General features: G+C 56.1%; 18 protein-coding genes. 12 read left to right on the forward strand and 6 right to left on the reverse strand.

Annotated elements, in window-relative coordinates:
• Positions 1-88: 88 nt before the first annotated feature.
• Positions 89-1,372 (reverse strand): APC family permease, encoded by a 1,284-nt coding sequence (locus A4E33_RS13285; protein ID WP_292348807.1) that lies wholly within the window; start codon positions 1,370-1,372, stop codon positions 89-91.
• 183 nt (positions 1,373-1,555) lie between these two features.
• On the opposite strand from A4E33_RS13285, the gene A4E33_RS13290 reads away from it, so the two are divergent.
• The 10 genes from A4E33_RS13290 to mtrH all read left to right on the forward strand — a co-directional run bounded on the left by A4E33_RS13290 (position 1,556) and on the right by mtrH (position 9,340).
• On the forward strand, positions 1,556-2,839 hold the full coding sequence (locus tag A4E33_RS13290; protein WP_292348808.1) for a GntP family permease: 1,284 nt from the start codon (positions 1,556-1,558) through the stop codon (positions 2,837-2,839).
• A gap of 354 nt (positions 2,840-3,193) precedes the next feature.
• Positions 3,194-3,361, forward strand: coding sequence for a hypothetical protein (locus tag A4E33_RS13295; protein WP_292348810.1), 168 nt, complete (start codon positions 3,194-3,196; stop codon positions 3,359-3,361).
• A 312-nt stretch (positions 3,362-3,673) separates the two neighbouring features.
• Positions 3,674-4,588, forward strand: coding sequence for a tetrahydromethanopterin S-methyltransferase subunit E (mtrE, locus tag A4E33_RS13300; RefSeq protein WP_292348812.1), 915 nt, complete (start codon positions 3,674-3,676; stop codon positions 4,586-4,588).
• Positions 4,585-5,427 carry a tetrahydromethanopterin S-methyltransferase subunit D gene (mtrD, locus tag A4E33_RS13305; RefSeq protein ID WP_292348814.1) on the forward strand — a complete coding sequence of 281 codons (843 nt, stop codon included), beginning with the start codon at positions 4,585-4,587 and terminating at the stop codon, positions 5,425-5,427. Before mtrE ends, mtrD begins: the two co-directional genes overlap by 4 nt.
• 10 nt (positions 5,428-5,437) lie before the next feature.
• Positions 5,438-6,298: a tetrahydromethanopterin S-methyltransferase subunit MtrC gene (gene mtrC, locus A4E33_RS13310; RefSeq protein ID WP_292348815.1), complete on the forward strand. Its 861-nt coding sequence runs from the start codon at positions 5,438-5,440 to the stop codon at positions 6,296-6,298.
• A gap of 2 nt (positions 6,299-6,300) precedes the next feature.
• A complete protein-coding gene (gene mtrB / locus A4E33_RS13315; protein ID WP_292348817.1) occupies positions 6,301-6,600 on the forward strand; it encodes a tetrahydromethanopterin S-methyltransferase subunit MtrB in 300 nt (99 codons plus the stop codon).
• Positions 6,601-6,603: 3 nt separating this feature from the next.
• Complete coding sequence (gene mtrA / locus A4E33_RS13320; protein WP_292348818.1) at positions 6,604-7,329, forward strand: tetrahydromethanopterin S-methyltransferase subunit A; 726 nt, start codon at positions 6,604-6,606, stop codon at positions 7,327-7,329.
• A gap of 6 nt (positions 7,330-7,335) precedes the next feature.
• Positions 7,336-7,539, forward strand: a complete 204-nt coding sequence (locus A4E33_RS13325) for a tetrahydromethanopterin S-methyltransferase subunit F (RefSeq protein WP_292348820.1) — start codon at positions 7,336-7,338, stop codon at positions 7,537-7,539.
• 5 nt (positions 7,540-7,544) lie between these two features.
• Positions 7,545-8,285, forward strand: coding sequence for a tetrahydromethanopterin S-methyltransferase subunit A (mtrA, locus tag A4E33_RS13330; protein ID WP_292348822.1), 741 nt, complete (start codon positions 7,545-7,547; stop codon positions 8,283-8,285).
• A gap of 17 nt (positions 8,286-8,302) precedes the next feature.
• Positions 8,303-9,340, forward strand: coding sequence for a tetrahydromethanopterin S-methyltransferase subunit H (gene mtrH / locus A4E33_RS13335; RefSeq protein WP_292348824.1), 1,038 nt, complete (start codon positions 8,303-8,305; stop codon positions 9,338-9,340).
• A gap of 275 nt (positions 9,341-9,615) precedes the next feature.
• Here the strand turns inward: mtrH and A4E33_RS13340 are convergent, their stop codons facing one another.
• The 3 genes from A4E33_RS13340 to A4E33_RS13350 form a co-directional block, all read right to left on the reverse strand.
• Positions 9,616-10,278 carry a tetratricopeptide repeat protein gene (locus A4E33_RS13340; RefSeq protein WP_292348826.1) on the reverse strand — a complete coding sequence of 221 codons (663 nt, stop codon included), beginning with the start codon at positions 10,276-10,278 and terminating at the stop codon, positions 9,616-9,618.
• Between the two features lie 46 nt (positions 10,279-10,324).
• On the reverse strand, positions 10,325-11,011 hold the full coding sequence (locus A4E33_RS13345) for a hypothetical protein (RefSeq protein ID WP_292348828.1): 687 nt from the start codon (positions 11,009-11,011) through the stop codon (positions 10,325-10,327).
• Between the two features lie 373 nt (positions 11,012-11,384).
• Positions 11,385-11,906: a rubredoxin gene (locus A4E33_RS13350; RefSeq protein ID WP_292348830.1), complete on the reverse strand. Its 522-nt coding sequence runs from the start codon at positions 11,904-11,906 to the stop codon at positions 11,385-11,387.
• A 223-nt stretch (positions 11,907-12,129) separates the two neighbouring features.
• Here A4E33_RS13350 and A4E33_RS13355 point away from each other — a divergent pair, with 223 nt between their 5' ends.
• Both A4E33_RS13355 and A4E33_RS13360 read left to right on the forward strand, forming a co-directional pair.
• Positions 12,130-13,290, forward strand: a complete 1,161-nt coding sequence (locus tag A4E33_RS13355; protein ID WP_292348831.1) for an APC family permease — start codon at positions 12,130-12,132, stop codon at positions 13,288-13,290.
• A gap of 68 nt (positions 13,291-13,358) precedes the next feature.
• Entirely contained in the window at positions 13,359-13,958 is a 600-nt protein-coding gene (locus A4E33_RS13360; protein WP_292348833.1) for a MarC family protein, read from the forward strand.
• Positions 13,959-14,007: 49 nt separating this feature from the next.
• Here A4E33_RS13360 and A4E33_RS13365 read toward each other — a convergent pair whose 3' ends face one another.
• Positions 14,008-14,904: a DUF2156 domain-containing protein gene (locus A4E33_RS13365; RefSeq protein WP_292348835.1), complete on the reverse strand. Its 897-nt coding sequence runs from the start codon at positions 14,902-14,904 to the stop codon at positions 14,008-14,010.
• Complete coding sequence (locus A4E33_RS13370) at positions 14,904-15,239, reverse strand: GNAT family N-acetyltransferase (RefSeq protein ID WP_363054431.1); 336 nt, start codon at positions 15,237-15,239, stop codon at positions 14,904-14,906. Before A4E33_RS13370 ends, A4E33_RS13365 begins: the two co-directional genes overlap by 1 nt.
• Between the last annotated feature and the right edge of the window lie 110 nt (positions 15,240-15,349).

Raw genomic sequence — 15,349 nt, forward strand, 5'->3', positions numbered from 1 at the left:
TGAGGGTGCCGGTAAAACGCGTCAGAAACGGATATCCTGTTCGTATTCGATCCGATACATGACACGGGTATCGGATTATTTCCCGAAGTCATGACGGGCCGTTAGCAAGAATCCCGCGGTACCTTCCGGTTACAGCCATGAAGACGCACCAGATCGCGGTTATGGCGAGCGGGTAGAGGACGGCCCAGCCGACAAAGAGGAATATCGCACCGGTCAGGAGAAGGGAGACGATGCTGACGGGAACGCCCCACCGGCTGCCTTTCAAGAGGACGATACCGGCTGCACAGCCGCCGACATAGGTGAGAATGAAGGTTCCGCTCGGGACCTGGATGAGAACCGAAAGCGGGACCGCCCCCGCGTACGAGACGAGAAGGATGACCGCATACGAAGCCGCGAGGAACAGGAGGCCCCCGGCAGGAGAATGGTACGTTGCCGATCGCCATGCCAGCAGCCGGGGGGCAAACCCGTTCCGTGCAAGCGAGCAGGTGAGACGGGATGCCGCGCCCGTGTACGCGATCGCCGGCGCTATGCAGATGAAGAGCGCTGCAATGCCTGCAACAACCGCACCGGCCGGGCCAAACGCAGCCCGGATGATATGGACAAGGGATGTATCCGAGAGCGCAGCGCCATAGCTCATGGTCCCGATAACAACAATCGCAGAGAGTATGTAAAGGATCGAGACGATGGCAGCAGCGACCAGTGTGCCGCGGACCGTGTCCTTTTGTGGATCGGCAAATTCACCGGAGATATGCGAGATCGCCTCCCAGCCGAGGAAACACCAGAAGATCACCGCAGCTGTATGGCCTACGCTCATCCACCCGTTTGGCAGGAACGGAAAGAAGTTCTCCATGCTGATCGCCGGGACGCTCCCGATGATGGCCACGACGAGGACGATGATGATCGTAAGCACAACGGCAACCTGGACCTGCCCGGTCATTCTCATGCCGAGGTAATTGACGAGGAGCGCCGTTGCCAGCATGGCGGTTGCGACAAGGAACTTCGCTCCTTCTCCAAGACCGGTGGCTGCACAGAGATACCCTGCACCCGTGAGCGCGATGACCGGGGCTGCGACAACGGTCGAGAGGAGGAAAAACCAGCCGACAAGGGATCCGATCTCCGGGTTAAATGCCCGGGCCACGAATGACGAGACCCCGCCGGCATCCGGGTACCGGGCCGCGAGGAACCCCATCGTCAGGGCCATCGGCACGACAAGAAGCGCCATCATGGCCCACGCGACCAGGGATGCCGGGCCGGAGAGTTCGGCAGCAAGACCGGGGAGGATCAGGATGCCCGAGCCGAGGACTGCGCCGGTATAGAGGGCGATCACCTGCGGGAGACCAAGGACGCCGCGGTCCTTCACCGGGTCCTGCATGACACCGCTCCCGTGTTGCTGTCCTTCGCCCGCATCATGATCGTCTCCGCCGGTTTTTCTGCAGTCAGGTTTGGCACGATGCCATAAATATGTCCCGGGAAATAGGTCCGGAAAACAATACAGACCTGGTATCCGGCGGGGATTTTCACAATATTTTTCACCCGGCACAGAGGATCCTTATCGATGGATCCGCTGGTCGCGTTCTTCATTACCCTCGTCCTCATAACGGTATTCAGCCTCTGGTACAGGATTACCCCGTTTTTCACGCTCATCGGCGGGGCGATCCTCTTCGGGCTCCTGGCCGGGATGACTCCCGATGCGACCATGCTGGGGATCGTGGAAGGGGTCGGCAGGGTCTTCTCCGCATTTGGTATCATCATCCTCTGCGGCGCAATCATTGCCAAACTCATGGAAGAGCAGAAGCAGACGGAAGAGATCGTATCCGATATCCGGCGTGTCGTACACCATCCGCCGGTTATTGCCGGGTCCTCCGGGTACCTCCTTTCGGTTCCCGTTACCTGCTGCGTCACCTCCTATATCATGCTGATCCCGATCATTGAGTGTATCGGAAAGGACCGGACAGGGCGCACCGTGCTCCTGTACCTTGCAGCCGTCGGAGGGGTTATCTCTTATGCCCTTATATATCCCACACCCGTTGTCATTCCTCTGTTTGGGGCGTTCTCCCGGGGAATCAGCCCGCTTGCATTCGATGCTGTTTCTGTTCCGCTCTCGCTTGCAGTACTGGGCGCTGTGCTGCTCTATTTCCGGTTTTTTTCCCCTTATGCAGCAACACGGCGGGATTCTTCCGCTTTTCTGCCGTCAGGGACAGGAGACTGCATAACGGATAAAACGCAGGGGATTCACTGGAGGGCATGGGCGCCGTTCATCGTCATACTCCTTGCAATCCCGGTCTCGCTCTTCCTCCTGAAACTCTCGCACGTCAGCATGATCAATATCATCATGCTGGCCGGAACCGTTACTGCCATTTCCCTTGCACCCCCGGCAGCACGAACCGCAGGTCTGTCCCGGGGGGCAAAACACGGGGGTTTCATCATCTTCGATATCTGCGGGGCCGGAGCGCTCGGTTTTGTCATTGTGCAGAGCGGGTTTGCATCCACCGCGCTGAACCAGATGACCCTGGTCATCCCGGTCATCCTCGTGCCATTCTTTCTTGCCGCGCTCATCGAGACGGCACAGGGTTCCCGGGTCGTTACGGCAGTGATCGCGGCAGAGGTGCTTGCGAAATCCCCTGTCATCAGCACGATCCACCCGATTCCCCTTATCCTTCTCATCAGCGCCGGAGCCTGTATCGTTTCGTACGTGACGGATCCCTTCTTCTGGCTCGTCCAGCGAACCACGGGGGATGATATCAGGACCGTTGTGAGGTACTACACCCTTCCCATCGCGCTCGCCGGCATCCTGATCCTGATCGTTGCCGTTACACTGCAATACCTTGTCTTCCGGTGAGGTTTTATGGTCCGGGATTCTCATCCGGCAGCCTGGCATTTTGGCATCGCTCTTCCGGCTCCGACCACAAAACCCTTGATGTCCTCGGCCAGATTTTCCTGAGAGGATGAGGGCCCCATGAGAGGATATGCCGGAGTTGTTTTCATTCTGGTGCTGCTGGTACTGCCATGTGCATATGCCGCGGATCCTGCGGTAACCGGGAAGAGCGGTCAGGGCATCAATGGCACGGAATTCGATGCACGGGGAATTGATATTGCAAACAATTCCATCCTACACCAGTACGTTGTTACACCGACACTGGTTGACATCAGAGTGGAGGTGTCCGGCACCTCGTTTCCAGGCCCGAAAGGGGAGATGGCAGCGGGACCCAGGACAATTGGGTTTGCCGCAGATCCGGGATCGCTGCTGGTAATCATTCTCGGTATTATTGCGGTTTCTGCAGGAGTTCTATATCTGAAAAAAAGGAGACCGGAAGAACCTGCCGGGGAGGATGATGAAGAACCAGATGAAAAAATCGGATAAAACTGGACCACACAACCCCAAAACCCGGAGAATTGAAATCACCCCTTTTTTTATTCGCGATCATGAGTGTGTCCGGTGCCAACACAACCAGACTTTCCTTAACACAAATTCACATGAGTGAATAATTCCAATACAGTGCCCGAATATGAAAAAGGGCTGTAAATATCTGGATTTCCCCGAAATAAAATCGTAACCTTTTAATGAAGATCTTACCAACTTTACACTAACCACAAAGGGTATGTACTTGTACTCATTGTGCGTGGCATTGCATTTTGAATACTCTCGTGCATTCGCACGTAGGGAGGAGGCTAAATGGAACATATTGTCTTTGGCATTGGAATTACTGCATTGACAGGAGCTCTTGCCACCGTAGCCGGCTCTGCAGAGGATACTGAATCCAACATCGGGTCCCAGGGTGACCCGAACTCACAGGTTCAGCTTGCCCCGCAGATGGGATTCCTGCACCGCATCTTCAACAAGGCGGTTGCCGGTGAACCCCCGGCATACGGACTCTGGTGCTGTCTTGGCGCCGGACTCGCATGGGCATTCATGGCGATGCAACTCAACGCGGTTCTCGCAATCGTTCTCGGCTGTGTTCTCGCAACATTCGTCCAGGGCGTCTATGCAACCACCGCTTACCTGGGCAGGACTGCAAGTCTTGCCAAGTTCGGGCAGCCGGTCTACGTGGACGTCCTCAAGTCCATGACCTCGGTTACCATGGCACATGCCTTTATCGCAATATTCTGTACCGTTACAATCTGCTACCTGATCAACACCGGCCTGGGACACCCGTTCCCGCTGCCGCTGCTCGGACTGATCTGGGGCATTGCACTCGGTGCAGCAGGCTCTGCGACAGGCAACCCGTACTACGGCAAGGAACGCCAGTACCAGAACCAGAAGTTCGGTGCCGGTGTCCCGATCTCCGCATCCGGTAACATCGTCCGGTATGCCGAGGCAGGCGAGCGGAACTCGATCGACAATGGGTTCTTCACCCACAAGATCGGCGGTTCTGCATCCGGTATCTGTTTCGGCCTGATTGTCTTCCTTGAACTCTGGCGTACCGTCCTCTTTGAGAGCCTGCCATTCCCGGCCCTTGGGCCCGGCTGGTATGCAATCTTCGTCGGTATTGTCATGATCCTTATCTTCACGGCAATCGACCGGACCATTGAGAACTGGGCCCGCAGGAACTTCGGACCCTACACGGAAGTCAAGGAGGCATCCTCATGAGCGCAGTTGCAGCAAAGCCCGCAGCAGGCGGCGCAATGAACCCGGCCGCCATGGCAGTCGGTGCAGTTCTGACACTCATCCTCATTGGCATCTGTTACGTCATGGCACCGCCCGTTGCCCTCATGGCGCTCATCGGCGTCGTCGTCGGCGGCGTGCTGATCGGCTTTGGTACCCACTTCGTCCCGGTCGGTGGCGCTCCTGCCGCCATGGGACAGGCTCCCGGTATCGCAACCGGTGTTGCGATGCTCGCAGCAGGTGCGGGTCTTGCAGGGCTGTTCGGCGGCGCATGGGCAGCTGAGCAGGGCCTTGTGGTAGCGGTCGTTACCGGTGGTGTCGGCGGCGGCCTCATGATGGCAATCACCTGCATGATGGTGAACTTCGTCTACGTTTTCGGCATGGGTATTCCCTCGGCATCCGGTAAGGTTGCAAAGGACCCGATCACCGGAGACACCCAGGCAGAATACAAGTCCCAGGGAACGGAAGGTCACGGCCTGCCATTCATCTCATTCGTCGGCGGCGTGATCGGTGGTCTCCTTGGCGGTGCCGGCGGTACGCTCATCTACATCGAGCTCCTTGAACTCTACAAGGTCACGCTCCCGACCCTGATGGGCGCTCCTGAAGCACAGATAATGCCAATCGCAGTCTCCGCTGCAGGTATGTTCGCCGTTGGTCTCTTCCTCGTGAATGCGGTGCTCACGGCATACAACATCACGGGTACTATCGAAGGACCCCACGACCCGAAATTCAGCCGCTGGCCCCGGTCAATCGTTGCTTCCGCAGCTGCATCGGCACTCTGCGGACTGGTAGCGATCCTCATCGTGGTGCCCCTGCCAATCTGAGGTGGAAAAGATGTCAGTCAAAGTAGAAGTAATCGAAGGCGGTGTCCCCCACAATACAATCATGATCGCGGGCATCGTCTGCACGCTCGTGTGCATCTACCTCACGTATCTCAACACCTTCTCGCCGGTACCCCTGTTCTCCTTCTTCGGGGGACTTGCGGTTGTCGCGGCATTAATCTGGGGTAGCCACACCATCAAGGTGCTCTGCAGTTACGGTATCGGTACAGGTGTACCATCAGCGGGTATGATCGCATTCGGTTCCGGTGTCATCGCGATGCTGCTCGCAACACGGGTAAGCAATGTCCTGCTCGCACCGATTGTTGCGGTCATCCTTGCGGCCGTCATCGGCTTCATTCTCGGGTACCTTGCCAACAACGTCCTGAACATGAAGATCCCGGCCATGGTGCAGGCGCTCACCGAGATGGCTGTTGTCGGTGCACTGACCCTCATGGGATTCGCGGCACTGATCTCCGGTGTATTCACGTTCCAGGGCCTGACAACCGGCTCGGTAACGTTCCTGGGCATGGCACTTCAGACACACCAGCAGACCTTCATCGGAGGCGGACTGATTGCCGTCGCGTTCCTGCTCGGTGCCATCGCAATCCAGCACCCGTTCAACGCGTGCCTCGGCCCCGGCTGGAAACAGGACCGCATGCTCATGCTCACCGCAGAGTGCGGATTTTTAAGCATGATCGTCGCTGCTGTCATGTCGTTTGCCCTGATCACGGTCAGCCCCATCCCGTCAATACTCTCGCTGCTCATTGCCATCATCGGCTGGGTCTATACCTACACCCAGTACATGGAAATGTCCAAGCGCGATGCTGCTGCATGGCTTGATGCGAAGATGATACCGGAAACGGAGGGACACTAACTATGGCATACATCCAGGTACTCCCTGAATTCGGCCTTGTCGCCGACCCCGTTGCCGGCATTATTACTACCGCCGGCGAATCCTACTCGCCCGTCATCGAGAAGGTCGGCATCCTCGAAGCAGTCAGCGACGACCTCGTCAACATGCTCTCGGGAGAAGGCAACCTGCTCGCATCATTCCCGGGCAGAGAGCACAACCTCAAGATTGCCGGTACCATGACCTCGTTCTGGTACGGGCTTGCAATCGGGCTGTTCGTAGCCGGTATCATTGCATTCCAGCTGATCAAGCCAGGGGTGATCTAAACCATGGCAAACAAGAAATCACCGGCAAGCGGCTGGCCGCTCATCAAGGGTGACTTCCACTCGGGAGACGCCAACAGCCCTGTCGCTGTCGTCACCATGGGTTCACACCTCGACGAGCAGGGCATCTGCGATGCGGGCGCCGCACTCTGCGGCTCCTGTAAGACCGAAAACCTCGGTCTCGAGAAGGTTATCGCCAACGTCATCGCCAACCCGAACATCAGGTTCCTCCTCCTCTGCGGTACCGAAGTCAAGGGACACCTCTCCGGCCAGACACTCGTCGCCCTCCACAAGGGCGGGGTCAAGGAAGGAAGGGTCGTCGGCGCAGAAGGCGCTATCCCCTTCATCGAAAACTTAAAAGACGACGCCATCAAGCGCTTCCAGGAACAGGTCGAAGTCGTCAACATCATGGAGTCCGAGGATCTGAACGCCATCAAGGCAAAGATCAACGAACTCAAGGGCAAAGACCCGGGCGCTATCGCTGCTGACGCAATGGTCGTCGAAGTCAAGGAAGCCGCCGGCGGCGGTGCCGAGGAAGCTGGCGGGGAAGTCCGTCCGCTCTCCGGCGAGATGGCACTCATCACCGCACGCATGAAGGTCATCGAGAAGATGGTCGTGGATATCGGATACCGGGACAAGTTTGCAGCCGGGGTCTATGCCGGGAAGATCGAAGGTCTCATGATTGGACTGATCGTTTCGTTCGCCCTGGTTGGATTCCTGATGATGGGGTGATACACAATGGCAGAAGAAGCTAAATCAACAGGACCCGTCAGGATGGTTGCAATCGACAACATGGTGGAGAGCATCCGCTACAAGTCACAGATCCTGGCAAGGACGAACAAGATCGACTCGGCAGTCTCGGCATCGGGCCTCGTCGGGTTCGTGGCCGGCCTGCTCACAGCACTGCTCATGATCGTGCTGCCGGCAATTCTGATGGGGTGATCAAGATGGCAAACAAGAAATCACCGGCAAGCGGCTGGCCGCTCATCAAGGGTGACTTCCACTCGGGAGACGCCAACAGCCCTGTCGCTGTCGTCACCATGGGTTCACACCTCGACGAGCAGGGCATCTGCGATGCAGGCGCCGCACTCTGCGGCTCCTGTAAGACCGAAAACCTCGGTCTCGAGAAGGTTATCGCCAACGTCATCGCCAACCCGAACATCAGGTTCCTCCTCCTCTGCGGTACCGAAGTCAAGGGACACCTCTCCGGCCAGACACTCGTCGCCCTCCACAAGGGCGGGGTCAAGGAAGGAAGGGTCGTCGGCGCAGAAGGCGCTATCCCCTTCATCGAAAACTTAAAAGACGACGCCATCAAGCGCTTCCAGGAACAGGTCGAAGTCGTCAACATCATGGAGTCCGAGGATCTGAACGCCATCAAGGCAAAGATCAACGAACTCAAGGGCAAAGACCCGGGCGCTATCGCTGCTGACGCAATGGTCGTCGAAGTCAAGGAAGCCGCCGGCGGCGGTGCCGAAGTCGGCGCTGCGAGTGCAAACCCCCAGTTCCTCGAGATTGAGAAGAGGCTCGACAAGATTGAGAAGAAGATCGAGTTCGTGGATGCGGAGATTGCGCAGCGTGTTGGACGAAAGATTGGACGGGATATCGGTATACTGTACGGCCTCATTGCAGGCGTCTTTGTATTCGTTATACTGTTGTTCCTGTACCAGAAACTGATGGGAATGCTCTAATGGAGGTGTAAAAGAACATGTTCAGATTTGAAAAAGAACAGAGTGTCTGGGACTTCAACGGCACCATGATTGGTGGACAGCCCGGTGAATACCCGACCGTGCTCGGTGCTTCGATCTTCTACAACAAGCACGAGTGTGTGCTCGACGATCACAAGGGAACGATCGACAAGGCAAAGGCAGAAGCGCTGTGGAACCGCTGCCAGGTCCTCTCGGACATGACCGGTATCCCGCACTTCATCCAGATCATTGCGGAATACGGCGAAGCGTTCGAGAGCTACTTCAGCTGGTTCGACTCGATTGACAACAAGACCGCATTCCTGATGGACTCGTCGGCACCCAAGGCGCTTGCACATGCGTGCAAGTACGTCACGGATGTCGGTCTCGCCAACCGTGCGATCTACAACTCGATCAACGGTTCGATTCCGCCCGAGAACATCGAGGCACTCAAGAAGAGTGACGTCGATGCTGCAATCGTTCTCGCTTTCAACCCTGGCGACCCGTCGGTTGCCGGCCGCGAGAAGGTTCTGACCGAAGGTGGCGTTGCAGGACAGGCAAAGGGTATGCTTGCTATCGCAGAAGAATGCGGTATCAAGCGCCCGATCCTCGACACTGCAGCAACCCCGCTCGGCCTCGGCTCCGGCGGAGCATACCGTGAGATCCTTGCGTGCAAGGCAATCCACGGCTACCCGACCGGTGGTGCATACCACAACATGACCGTTTCCTGGACCTGGCTCAAGCGCTGGAAGGGGACCTCGAAGACCCCCTCTGTACTCGCAGACGGTTACAAGGGCAAGGACGAGCTGCTCAAGCAGATGTCCCACCACTACCTCGGCGGCATGGAAGGCATCAAGCAGGCCGCCTGGTCCGCACCCGATATTGGCTGCAACATGATTGCATCCACGCTCGGGGCAGATCTCATCATGTACGGACCTATCGAGAACGTCGAAGCAATGATCACTGCACAGGCCTACACGGACATCACTGTCCTCGAGGCCACCCGTCAGCTCGGCATCGAGTGCAAGGCGCCAAGCCACCCAATCTTCAAACTCATCTAATCTTTTTTTGGTGAGGGTCCGAAGAACTTGAACCAGCAGAAGAACGGATATGCGTTCTTTGACTTGTAAGAGGTTCGAATGGCCTCCTGCTCTTCTCGTCCTCAACCTCCTGTGGAAGGGTTCGGATTCATCAGAACCCCGAGGAGGAGAAGATTTACAAAGTAAAATTTTTAAAGTGTTGAGAGAATCATCGGATCCGAAATACCGACATGAACAGTTTCAAATGCACTGAATGTAGTTAAAAAAAATGGGGGCAACTCCGCAAGCGTGTTTCCTTACTTCCTTGCTCCGCCACCGGTATTATCCGAGGTCCCGGGCGCCTGGGGATTGTTGACGAGCCGGACAGCTTCATCCGCTTCCCGCACACGGCCCAAATTCCGCAGGGCAATTGCCTTATTGTACCAGACAAACGAGTTGATCGGATTAAAACCGAGAGCACGATCAAAGTAGGAGAGTGCTTCCTCATTTCTCCCAAGCTCCCGGAGGGCAATTCCTTTCGCGGTCATTGCCCGCAGGTTGTTCGGGCTGGTTTCCAGGATCCGGTCAAAACAGGCAATCGCCTCGGTATACCTGCCGAGCTCGTTGAGCGCGTATCCCTTGTTTGCCAGTGCAAACGTATAATCGGGATCGATGGCGAGCGCCCGGTCAAAACATGCAACGGACTCAGCATACCTCCTGATCTTGCGGAGGGTATACCCTTTTTCATACCACACGGTCGGGAGGTTCTGGTTGATAGCAAGAGCCTTATCGTAACAGGCGATTGCATCTTCATGTCTCCCGAGATAATAAAAGACTTCGCCCTTGTTCTCGAGTGCACTGGTATTGTTGTTATCTTTCGCAAGGATACTGTCATAGCGGGCGATCGCCTCGTTATACCTGCCCATACTTTTCAGGCGGTGTGCTTCTTCAAGAACTGCCCGGATATCCATATCGATCATACAATGATGTGCATCCGGATTGATAATACCTTCCCGGAACAGGAAGTCAATGACGGGTCCTGCAGAGGGCAGCAAACCCGGCACAGCAGGCAAGGACGACGATTACTGAAAAAGAACCGGTTTTTGCACGCGTTGCCGGGACCACCGTGGCCTGAACAGGGATTGTCGTCGCTGTTGCCGACGGGAATGGGGGTACAGCCGGCGTTTCTGTGGGGGTATCAGTCGTTATCACCGGAAGGAGCGCGGGTGTCTGTTCACCTGGTTTCTTTGTATGGACTTTTGCCGCTTCTATGGATATTTTCGGAATACCCGAATCCTTCAGGAATATCCCGAATGTCTTGTAACCCACCCCCCCAAGATGGGCCTTATCCACAGGCTTATTCGTCACATATACGGTATAGGTCCCGGGATTAATCTCGTTTGCAATCCGCGATGTTTTCCAGGTATAGGTCCATGCCTGGCTGTCATCGAGAGGGACAACCGTGAAATAACCCTGGTCCGCCCGAAGGTCAGTATTCGTCAGCGTCACTCCGTTTTCCGGCAGGCCTGGCCCGGTGAGGAAAAGGTACACTGAATCCCCTACGTATGAGTATCCATGGAGGGTGATGGTCTCGCCAAGGTAACCTTCCCGGTCAATATCCGCCGCGGTTGCGGGAGAGGCGATGATCCACAGAAGACAGATCACGATGCCGGCCTTAGACCACCAATGCTCCGGGTAAAGGTGCACGATCATCACGTACTACTGAATAAACTGCGGGCAGGTTTATAGATTTGTTCGTGAGTAGATCCTCCCTTCCTGTGAGTACTGTGTGTCCATGAATCTGACACGAGGGAGTTGTAATATCCGGTTATTTCCCTGGTACCTGGAAAACGGCCGGTATTCAGGACCGTGACTGAGACCATGGCTATTGCATCAGCTGCAGGTATCGCCGGAGTTCTCTTTGGTCTCCTGCTCACGTGATGTGCAGTCAGCGCTCCCCGATATCCCGTTTTCTCAATACTGGCTGGATATCCGGCATGTCCTGCAGGCCACGGTAATCAGGTTATTGGAACACCGGCGCGTTGGGAACGGAGACAGGGATTCCTGAGTGAAAAAGAGAAGTCTGTTATAATTCCAGAGGCTGGAATCCGTTCTTTAATACCTTACCGAACTGAAGCCGGATCTTGGGATCCAAGGCACAGACCGGGCATTTGTAATCATCGGGGAGATCTTCGAATTTCGTGCCGGGTTTTATACCGCGGTGAGGTTCCCCGCGCTTTTCATCGTAGATGTAATTACACATCGAACAGATGTACCGGGTTGCCCGCCATTCCTCGAATCCCCATTTGCCAATCCTGCCCTTCCCCTGCTGCCCGCACACCGGGCAGACATAGGTGTCCGGAAGATCCTCAAACGCCGTACCGGCAGGGATGCCATTGTGGGGTTCGCCCCGTAATGGCGAATAGATATAGCCACAGAGACGGCACCGGAAGCGGGCCATATCTTTTGACTTCCTTTGCACCGCTTTTTTTGCTGCCGGTTTTTTTGTCGAAGTGCCTTTTCTGGCCGCGACTGTTTTTTTTACCGTGACCGGTCGGGAGATCTTCTTTGCTGCCGGCTTCTTCGTCTTTGGAACCGCTTTAGCCATGAACCTTCACCTGAGGGGTTTCCCTGGTTGATCAGGCAAACCTCGTTACTGGATGATTGACGGCGCTGTTCATATACATTATGAATGATGCAACGGCAGCGGGGAATCCCCGTTTCCAAATACCATCCTTAATACCTGAAGAGGGCAACACAGACTTAAAAGCCAATCCCCAGAATTTCATACGGTTCCGGGACATCAGGCAGGAGATTCGGAGGATGTACAGATGGAAAAAAGCCGGTCGTACAGGAGATCGCTCGGCCTGATTGAGCTGGTCAGTCTCGGGGTAGGCGGGACAGTCGGTTCCGGCATATTCGTGGTTCCCGGGATCGCGGCACAGATGACCGGGCCCTTCTCCCTGCTGGCGTGGGTGATCGTGGCTCTCTCGGCATCGTGTGTCCTTCTCTCACTCGCTTCGATATCCTACCACTTCACCGCATCGAGCGGTTTTTATTCCCTCTTCGAGTCTGTCTTCGGTGTGCGTATCGCGGCCCCGCTGATGGTCATCTACTGCGTTTCCTCAATCCTCGGGATTGCCACCATTGCGGCGGGAATCGGGCAATATGTGTCGTTCTTTTCCGTCCCGTCAATCCTGCTTGTCGAGATCGCGATCCTCGCGTTCTTTCTCTGCCTGAACTGTATCGGCATCGCACTCTCCGGTATCACAGAGAATTTTTTAACCCTGCTCAAGATCGTCCCGCTTGTTATCATCGCGATCGTACTCCTGCCGTTTGTCCGGCCGGAGAACCTGGTTCCCGCAGCGCCACTGACAATGAACGGGCTGCTGGCAACGGTAATCATCGTGTACTGGCCTTTCACCGGTTTCGAGATCTGTGCCATTCCCGTGGAGGAGACAAAGGACCCGGCATTGATCCGGCGGTCGCTTCTGCTGGTGATGCTGGTCGTGGTTACTCTCTATCTTGTCCTGAACACAGCGCTTATCGGCAGCGTCGGTTCTGCGGTTCTCAGCAGTTCCCCCGCCCCCGTAGCGGCGGCTGCCGGGGCAGTCTTTCCGCACGCCGGTGAGATCGTTGCCTTCATTGGGATCATCGCCATGCTCTCAGCCCTGAACGCTTACATCATTGCAACGTCCCGGATTCTCCATTCCCTGGGGGAGCGGTTCTCTGTACAGGGGATCCGGCACCTGAGCCGTCAGGGTACTCCGGTAGCGACGCTGACAATGGCGTGTGGGGCGGGTATGCTCCTCCTGCTTATCTCCAACCGCTTCGACACGCTTGCTTCACTATCCGTCGTGACAACGCTTGTCCCGTACATCTTCTTCTGCCTCGCGGCCTGGATTCTCCTCCCGGCACCGCGATCCCGGCTGGTTGCGGCCGCCGGCATATTTTCAACGGCTGCAATCCTGATCCTGTATATGTTCATGTAGCAGAGTACCATAACCGGCCTCACCCTGCCATTTTATCCGCAGAAACCACCTATCTTCTCAATCAGACCATGCAGGACATACTTCCCGGTATCCTCTATTGTTTCGCGGCGCTTTTCATTATCCTCGACCCGCTTCTATCCGTCCCGATCTTTTCCACAATGACCCGTGGGCAGACTCCCGCGGAGATCCACCGCCAGGCTTTCATCGCGGTTGCGGTAGCCGGAGGCCTGATGTACCTGTTCCTGGTCTTCAACACAACGATATTCTCAATCCTCGGCCTCACCCTGCCGGCCTTCCAGATCGCCGGCGGGATGATCCTCTTTCTTCTCGGCCTGCAGGAAGCCCTTGGAATCGAGCTCGGGCGTACCAAGGGGCATGCTGCAGCTTCGGCAGCTGGTGTCGTCATCGGCACGCCGATCCTGTGCGGACCCGGTACCATTACAACCGTCATGCTGCTGTCAAAGGATTACGGGATGCTGATCACGTTCTCCGCGATCACCCTCTCGCTCCTCGCCACCTGGCTGATTCTGTATTATGCACAGACAATCCAGCGGATCCTCGGTGACGTTGTCACGGATATTATGGGAAAGGTCCTGGGAATGTTGGTCGCCGCTATCGCGGTCAAGATCATCGCATCAGGGATCCTGGCTTATATCGCGACAATCTGACCGGCTGTCCAACCGCCCGGAACGAGTCGTCCTTGCGGTAAAGATGCGATCACGAATCGCACTTCAGCGAGTGTACCTCGACCATATGATGGGGGTGAAGCCGCTCTTTTGCTTCACGGAGTCCGGGAACGCCTAGATCGCTTTCGCGGTTGATGAACATAAAATCCTTCACAAGAAGCGCGGCCGTCTCCTGGTTGATGGCCTTATAGATGCCTTCGCAGTCCGGGAGACCCTTTTCGAAATGCACGAGAGCGGTATCTGCGGTTTGTCTCTCAAAGAGCGAGATGGCACCAATTTTGGAAAAAACACGGATCGCAATCCCCTGTAAAGGAAGCTCGTCGAAATGGTCGATGGCGAAAAAAACGGCCTCTTTCTCGTGAGCTAGAACCGGGTCGCCCCCCTCGCATCCCTTCCACTCGCACCACTCGATCAGGAACCGTTTCACCTCAGCCCAGTTCTCTTTTGAGATCGGTTCCGTGACGCTCGTGCAGTTTTTGCGGAATTTGTTGACCTGTCGCCGGATAGTCAGGTAGTTTTTCCCGGGAAGTTCTGCAAGGTCGCTTGCGCGGTACACGTACTCGAAATGGTTGCGGTCGGGGACGAGGTTCAGTGCCGGGCAGACCTCTTTCATCCAGTGGGCAGTCCCGGTATCGATCAGGCCGATTGGTTCGTTTTCGCCGACATCAGAGGCAAAGCGGATCAGAGAACGCAAAAGCGCAGGATTGCGGGGGCCGATGGGGGGACGGAACTGCGTCACGTTGCCGATAGTGCTCGCGATGATGACGTTCTTTTCCACATGGGCAAACGTATAATGGGCAAAATGGTTCCAGCAGACCATGTTCGCAAAGGAGTTATCGGAGTGGCTCTGGGAGTACACTGCGTAGTGCCGCTCAAAGAATTCCCGGTCTGCGAGGGTCACTGGCCTGAAATCATCCTGCGAGAGCATCAGTGCTCACCCCGGTATATGAGCGGGATATGCCGTTCCATGAGACGGAATCCGATCGGCAGGTAGAACTTTTCGGTTCCTGGCTCAGCTATCAGGGCGATCCAGGTGATACCTGCCTGCAGGCAGTGGCCGATGAGGATGGAAACGATATCCCTGCCAATACCGCTTTTCCGGTACTCCGGCAGAACCACGACATCCTGAATGTATGCATCCGAGATTCCATCTGAGATGATGCGACCCATACCGACCGCACGACCGGTCGCGATATCTGCTGCAACCGCAAAAGCAAAACTGCCCCGGATAAGATGTGGGAGATCCTCAGCCCGATGCTCCACCTTCCACCATCCCCCGACTTTATAAAGGGCAGCTATCTCATCGCTATCCCATGATGTAACAATTGTTACAGAAATACCTTCTGCCACAAGAAAACATGCCCCTGAAACCG

The sequence above is a fragment of the Methanoregula sp. PtaB.Bin085 genome (genome assembly GCF_002067035.1).
Taxonomy (GTDB): domain Archaea; phylum Halobacteriota; class Methanomicrobia; order Methanomicrobiales; family Methanospirillaceae; genus Methanoregula.

Coding starts and splice junctions, on each gene's coding strand:
- A4E33_RS13365 (WP_292348835.1), bottom strand. CDS start 14,904: ATGCTCTCGCAGGATGATTTCAGGCCAGTGACCCTCGCAGACCGGGAA.
- A4E33_RS13295 (WP_292348810.1), top strand. CDS start 3,194: ATGGCAGCGGGACCCAGGACAATTGGGTTTGCCGCAGATCCGGGATCG.
- mtrA (WP_292348822.1), top strand. CDS start 7,545: ATGGCAAACAAGAAATCACCGGCAAGCGGCTGGCCGCTCATCAAGGGT.
- A4E33_RS13290 (WP_292348808.1), top strand. CDS start 1,556: ATGGATCCGCTGGTCGCGTTCTTCATTACCCTCGTCCTCATAACGGTA.
- mtrH (WP_292348824.1), top strand. CDS start 8,303: ATGTTCAGATTTGAAAAAGAACAGAGTGTCTGGGACTTCAACGGCACC.
- mtrE (WP_292348812.1), top strand. CDS start 3,674: ATGGAACATATTGTCTTTGGCATTGGAATTACTGCATTGACAGGAGCT.
- A4E33_RS13325 (WP_292348820.1), top strand. CDS start 7,336: ATGGCAGAAGAAGCTAAATCAACAGGACCCGTCAGGATGGTTGCAATC.
- A4E33_RS13345 (WP_292348828.1), bottom strand. CDS start 11,011: ATGATCGTGCACCTTTACCCGGAGCATTGGTGGTCTAAGGCCGGCATC.
- A4E33_RS13360 (WP_292348833.1), top strand. CDS start 13,359: ATGCAGGACATACTTCCCGGTATCCTCTATTGTTTCGCGGCGCTTTTC.
- A4E33_RS13355 (WP_292348831.1), top strand. CDS start 12,130: ATGGAAAAAAGCCGGTCGTACAGGAGATCGCTCGGCCTGATTGAGCTG.
- mtrC (WP_292348815.1), top strand. CDS start 5,438: ATGTCAGTCAAAGTAGAAGTAATCGAAGGCGGTGTCCCCCACAATACA.
- A4E33_RS13340 (WP_292348826.1), bottom strand. CDS start 10,278: ATGATCGATATGGATATCCGGGCAGTTCTTGAAGAAGCACACCGCCTG.
- mtrD (WP_292348814.1), top strand. CDS start 4,585: ATGAGCGCAGTTGCAGCAAAGCCCGCAGCAGGCGGCGCAATGAACCCG.
- A4E33_RS13350 (WP_292348830.1), bottom strand. CDS start 11,906: ATGGCTAAAGCGGTTCCAAAGACGAAGAAGCCGGCAGCAAAGAAGATC.
- mtrB (WP_292348817.1), top strand. CDS start 6,301: ATGGCATACATCCAGGTACTCCCTGAATTCGGCCTTGTCGCCGACCCC.
- mtrA (WP_292348818.1), top strand. CDS start 6,604: ATGGCAAACAAGAAATCACCGGCAAGCGGCTGGCCGCTCATCAAGGGT.
- A4E33_RS13285 (WP_292348807.1), bottom strand. CDS start 1,372: ATGCAGGACCCGGTGAAGGACCGCGGCGTCCTTGGTCTCCCGCAGGTG.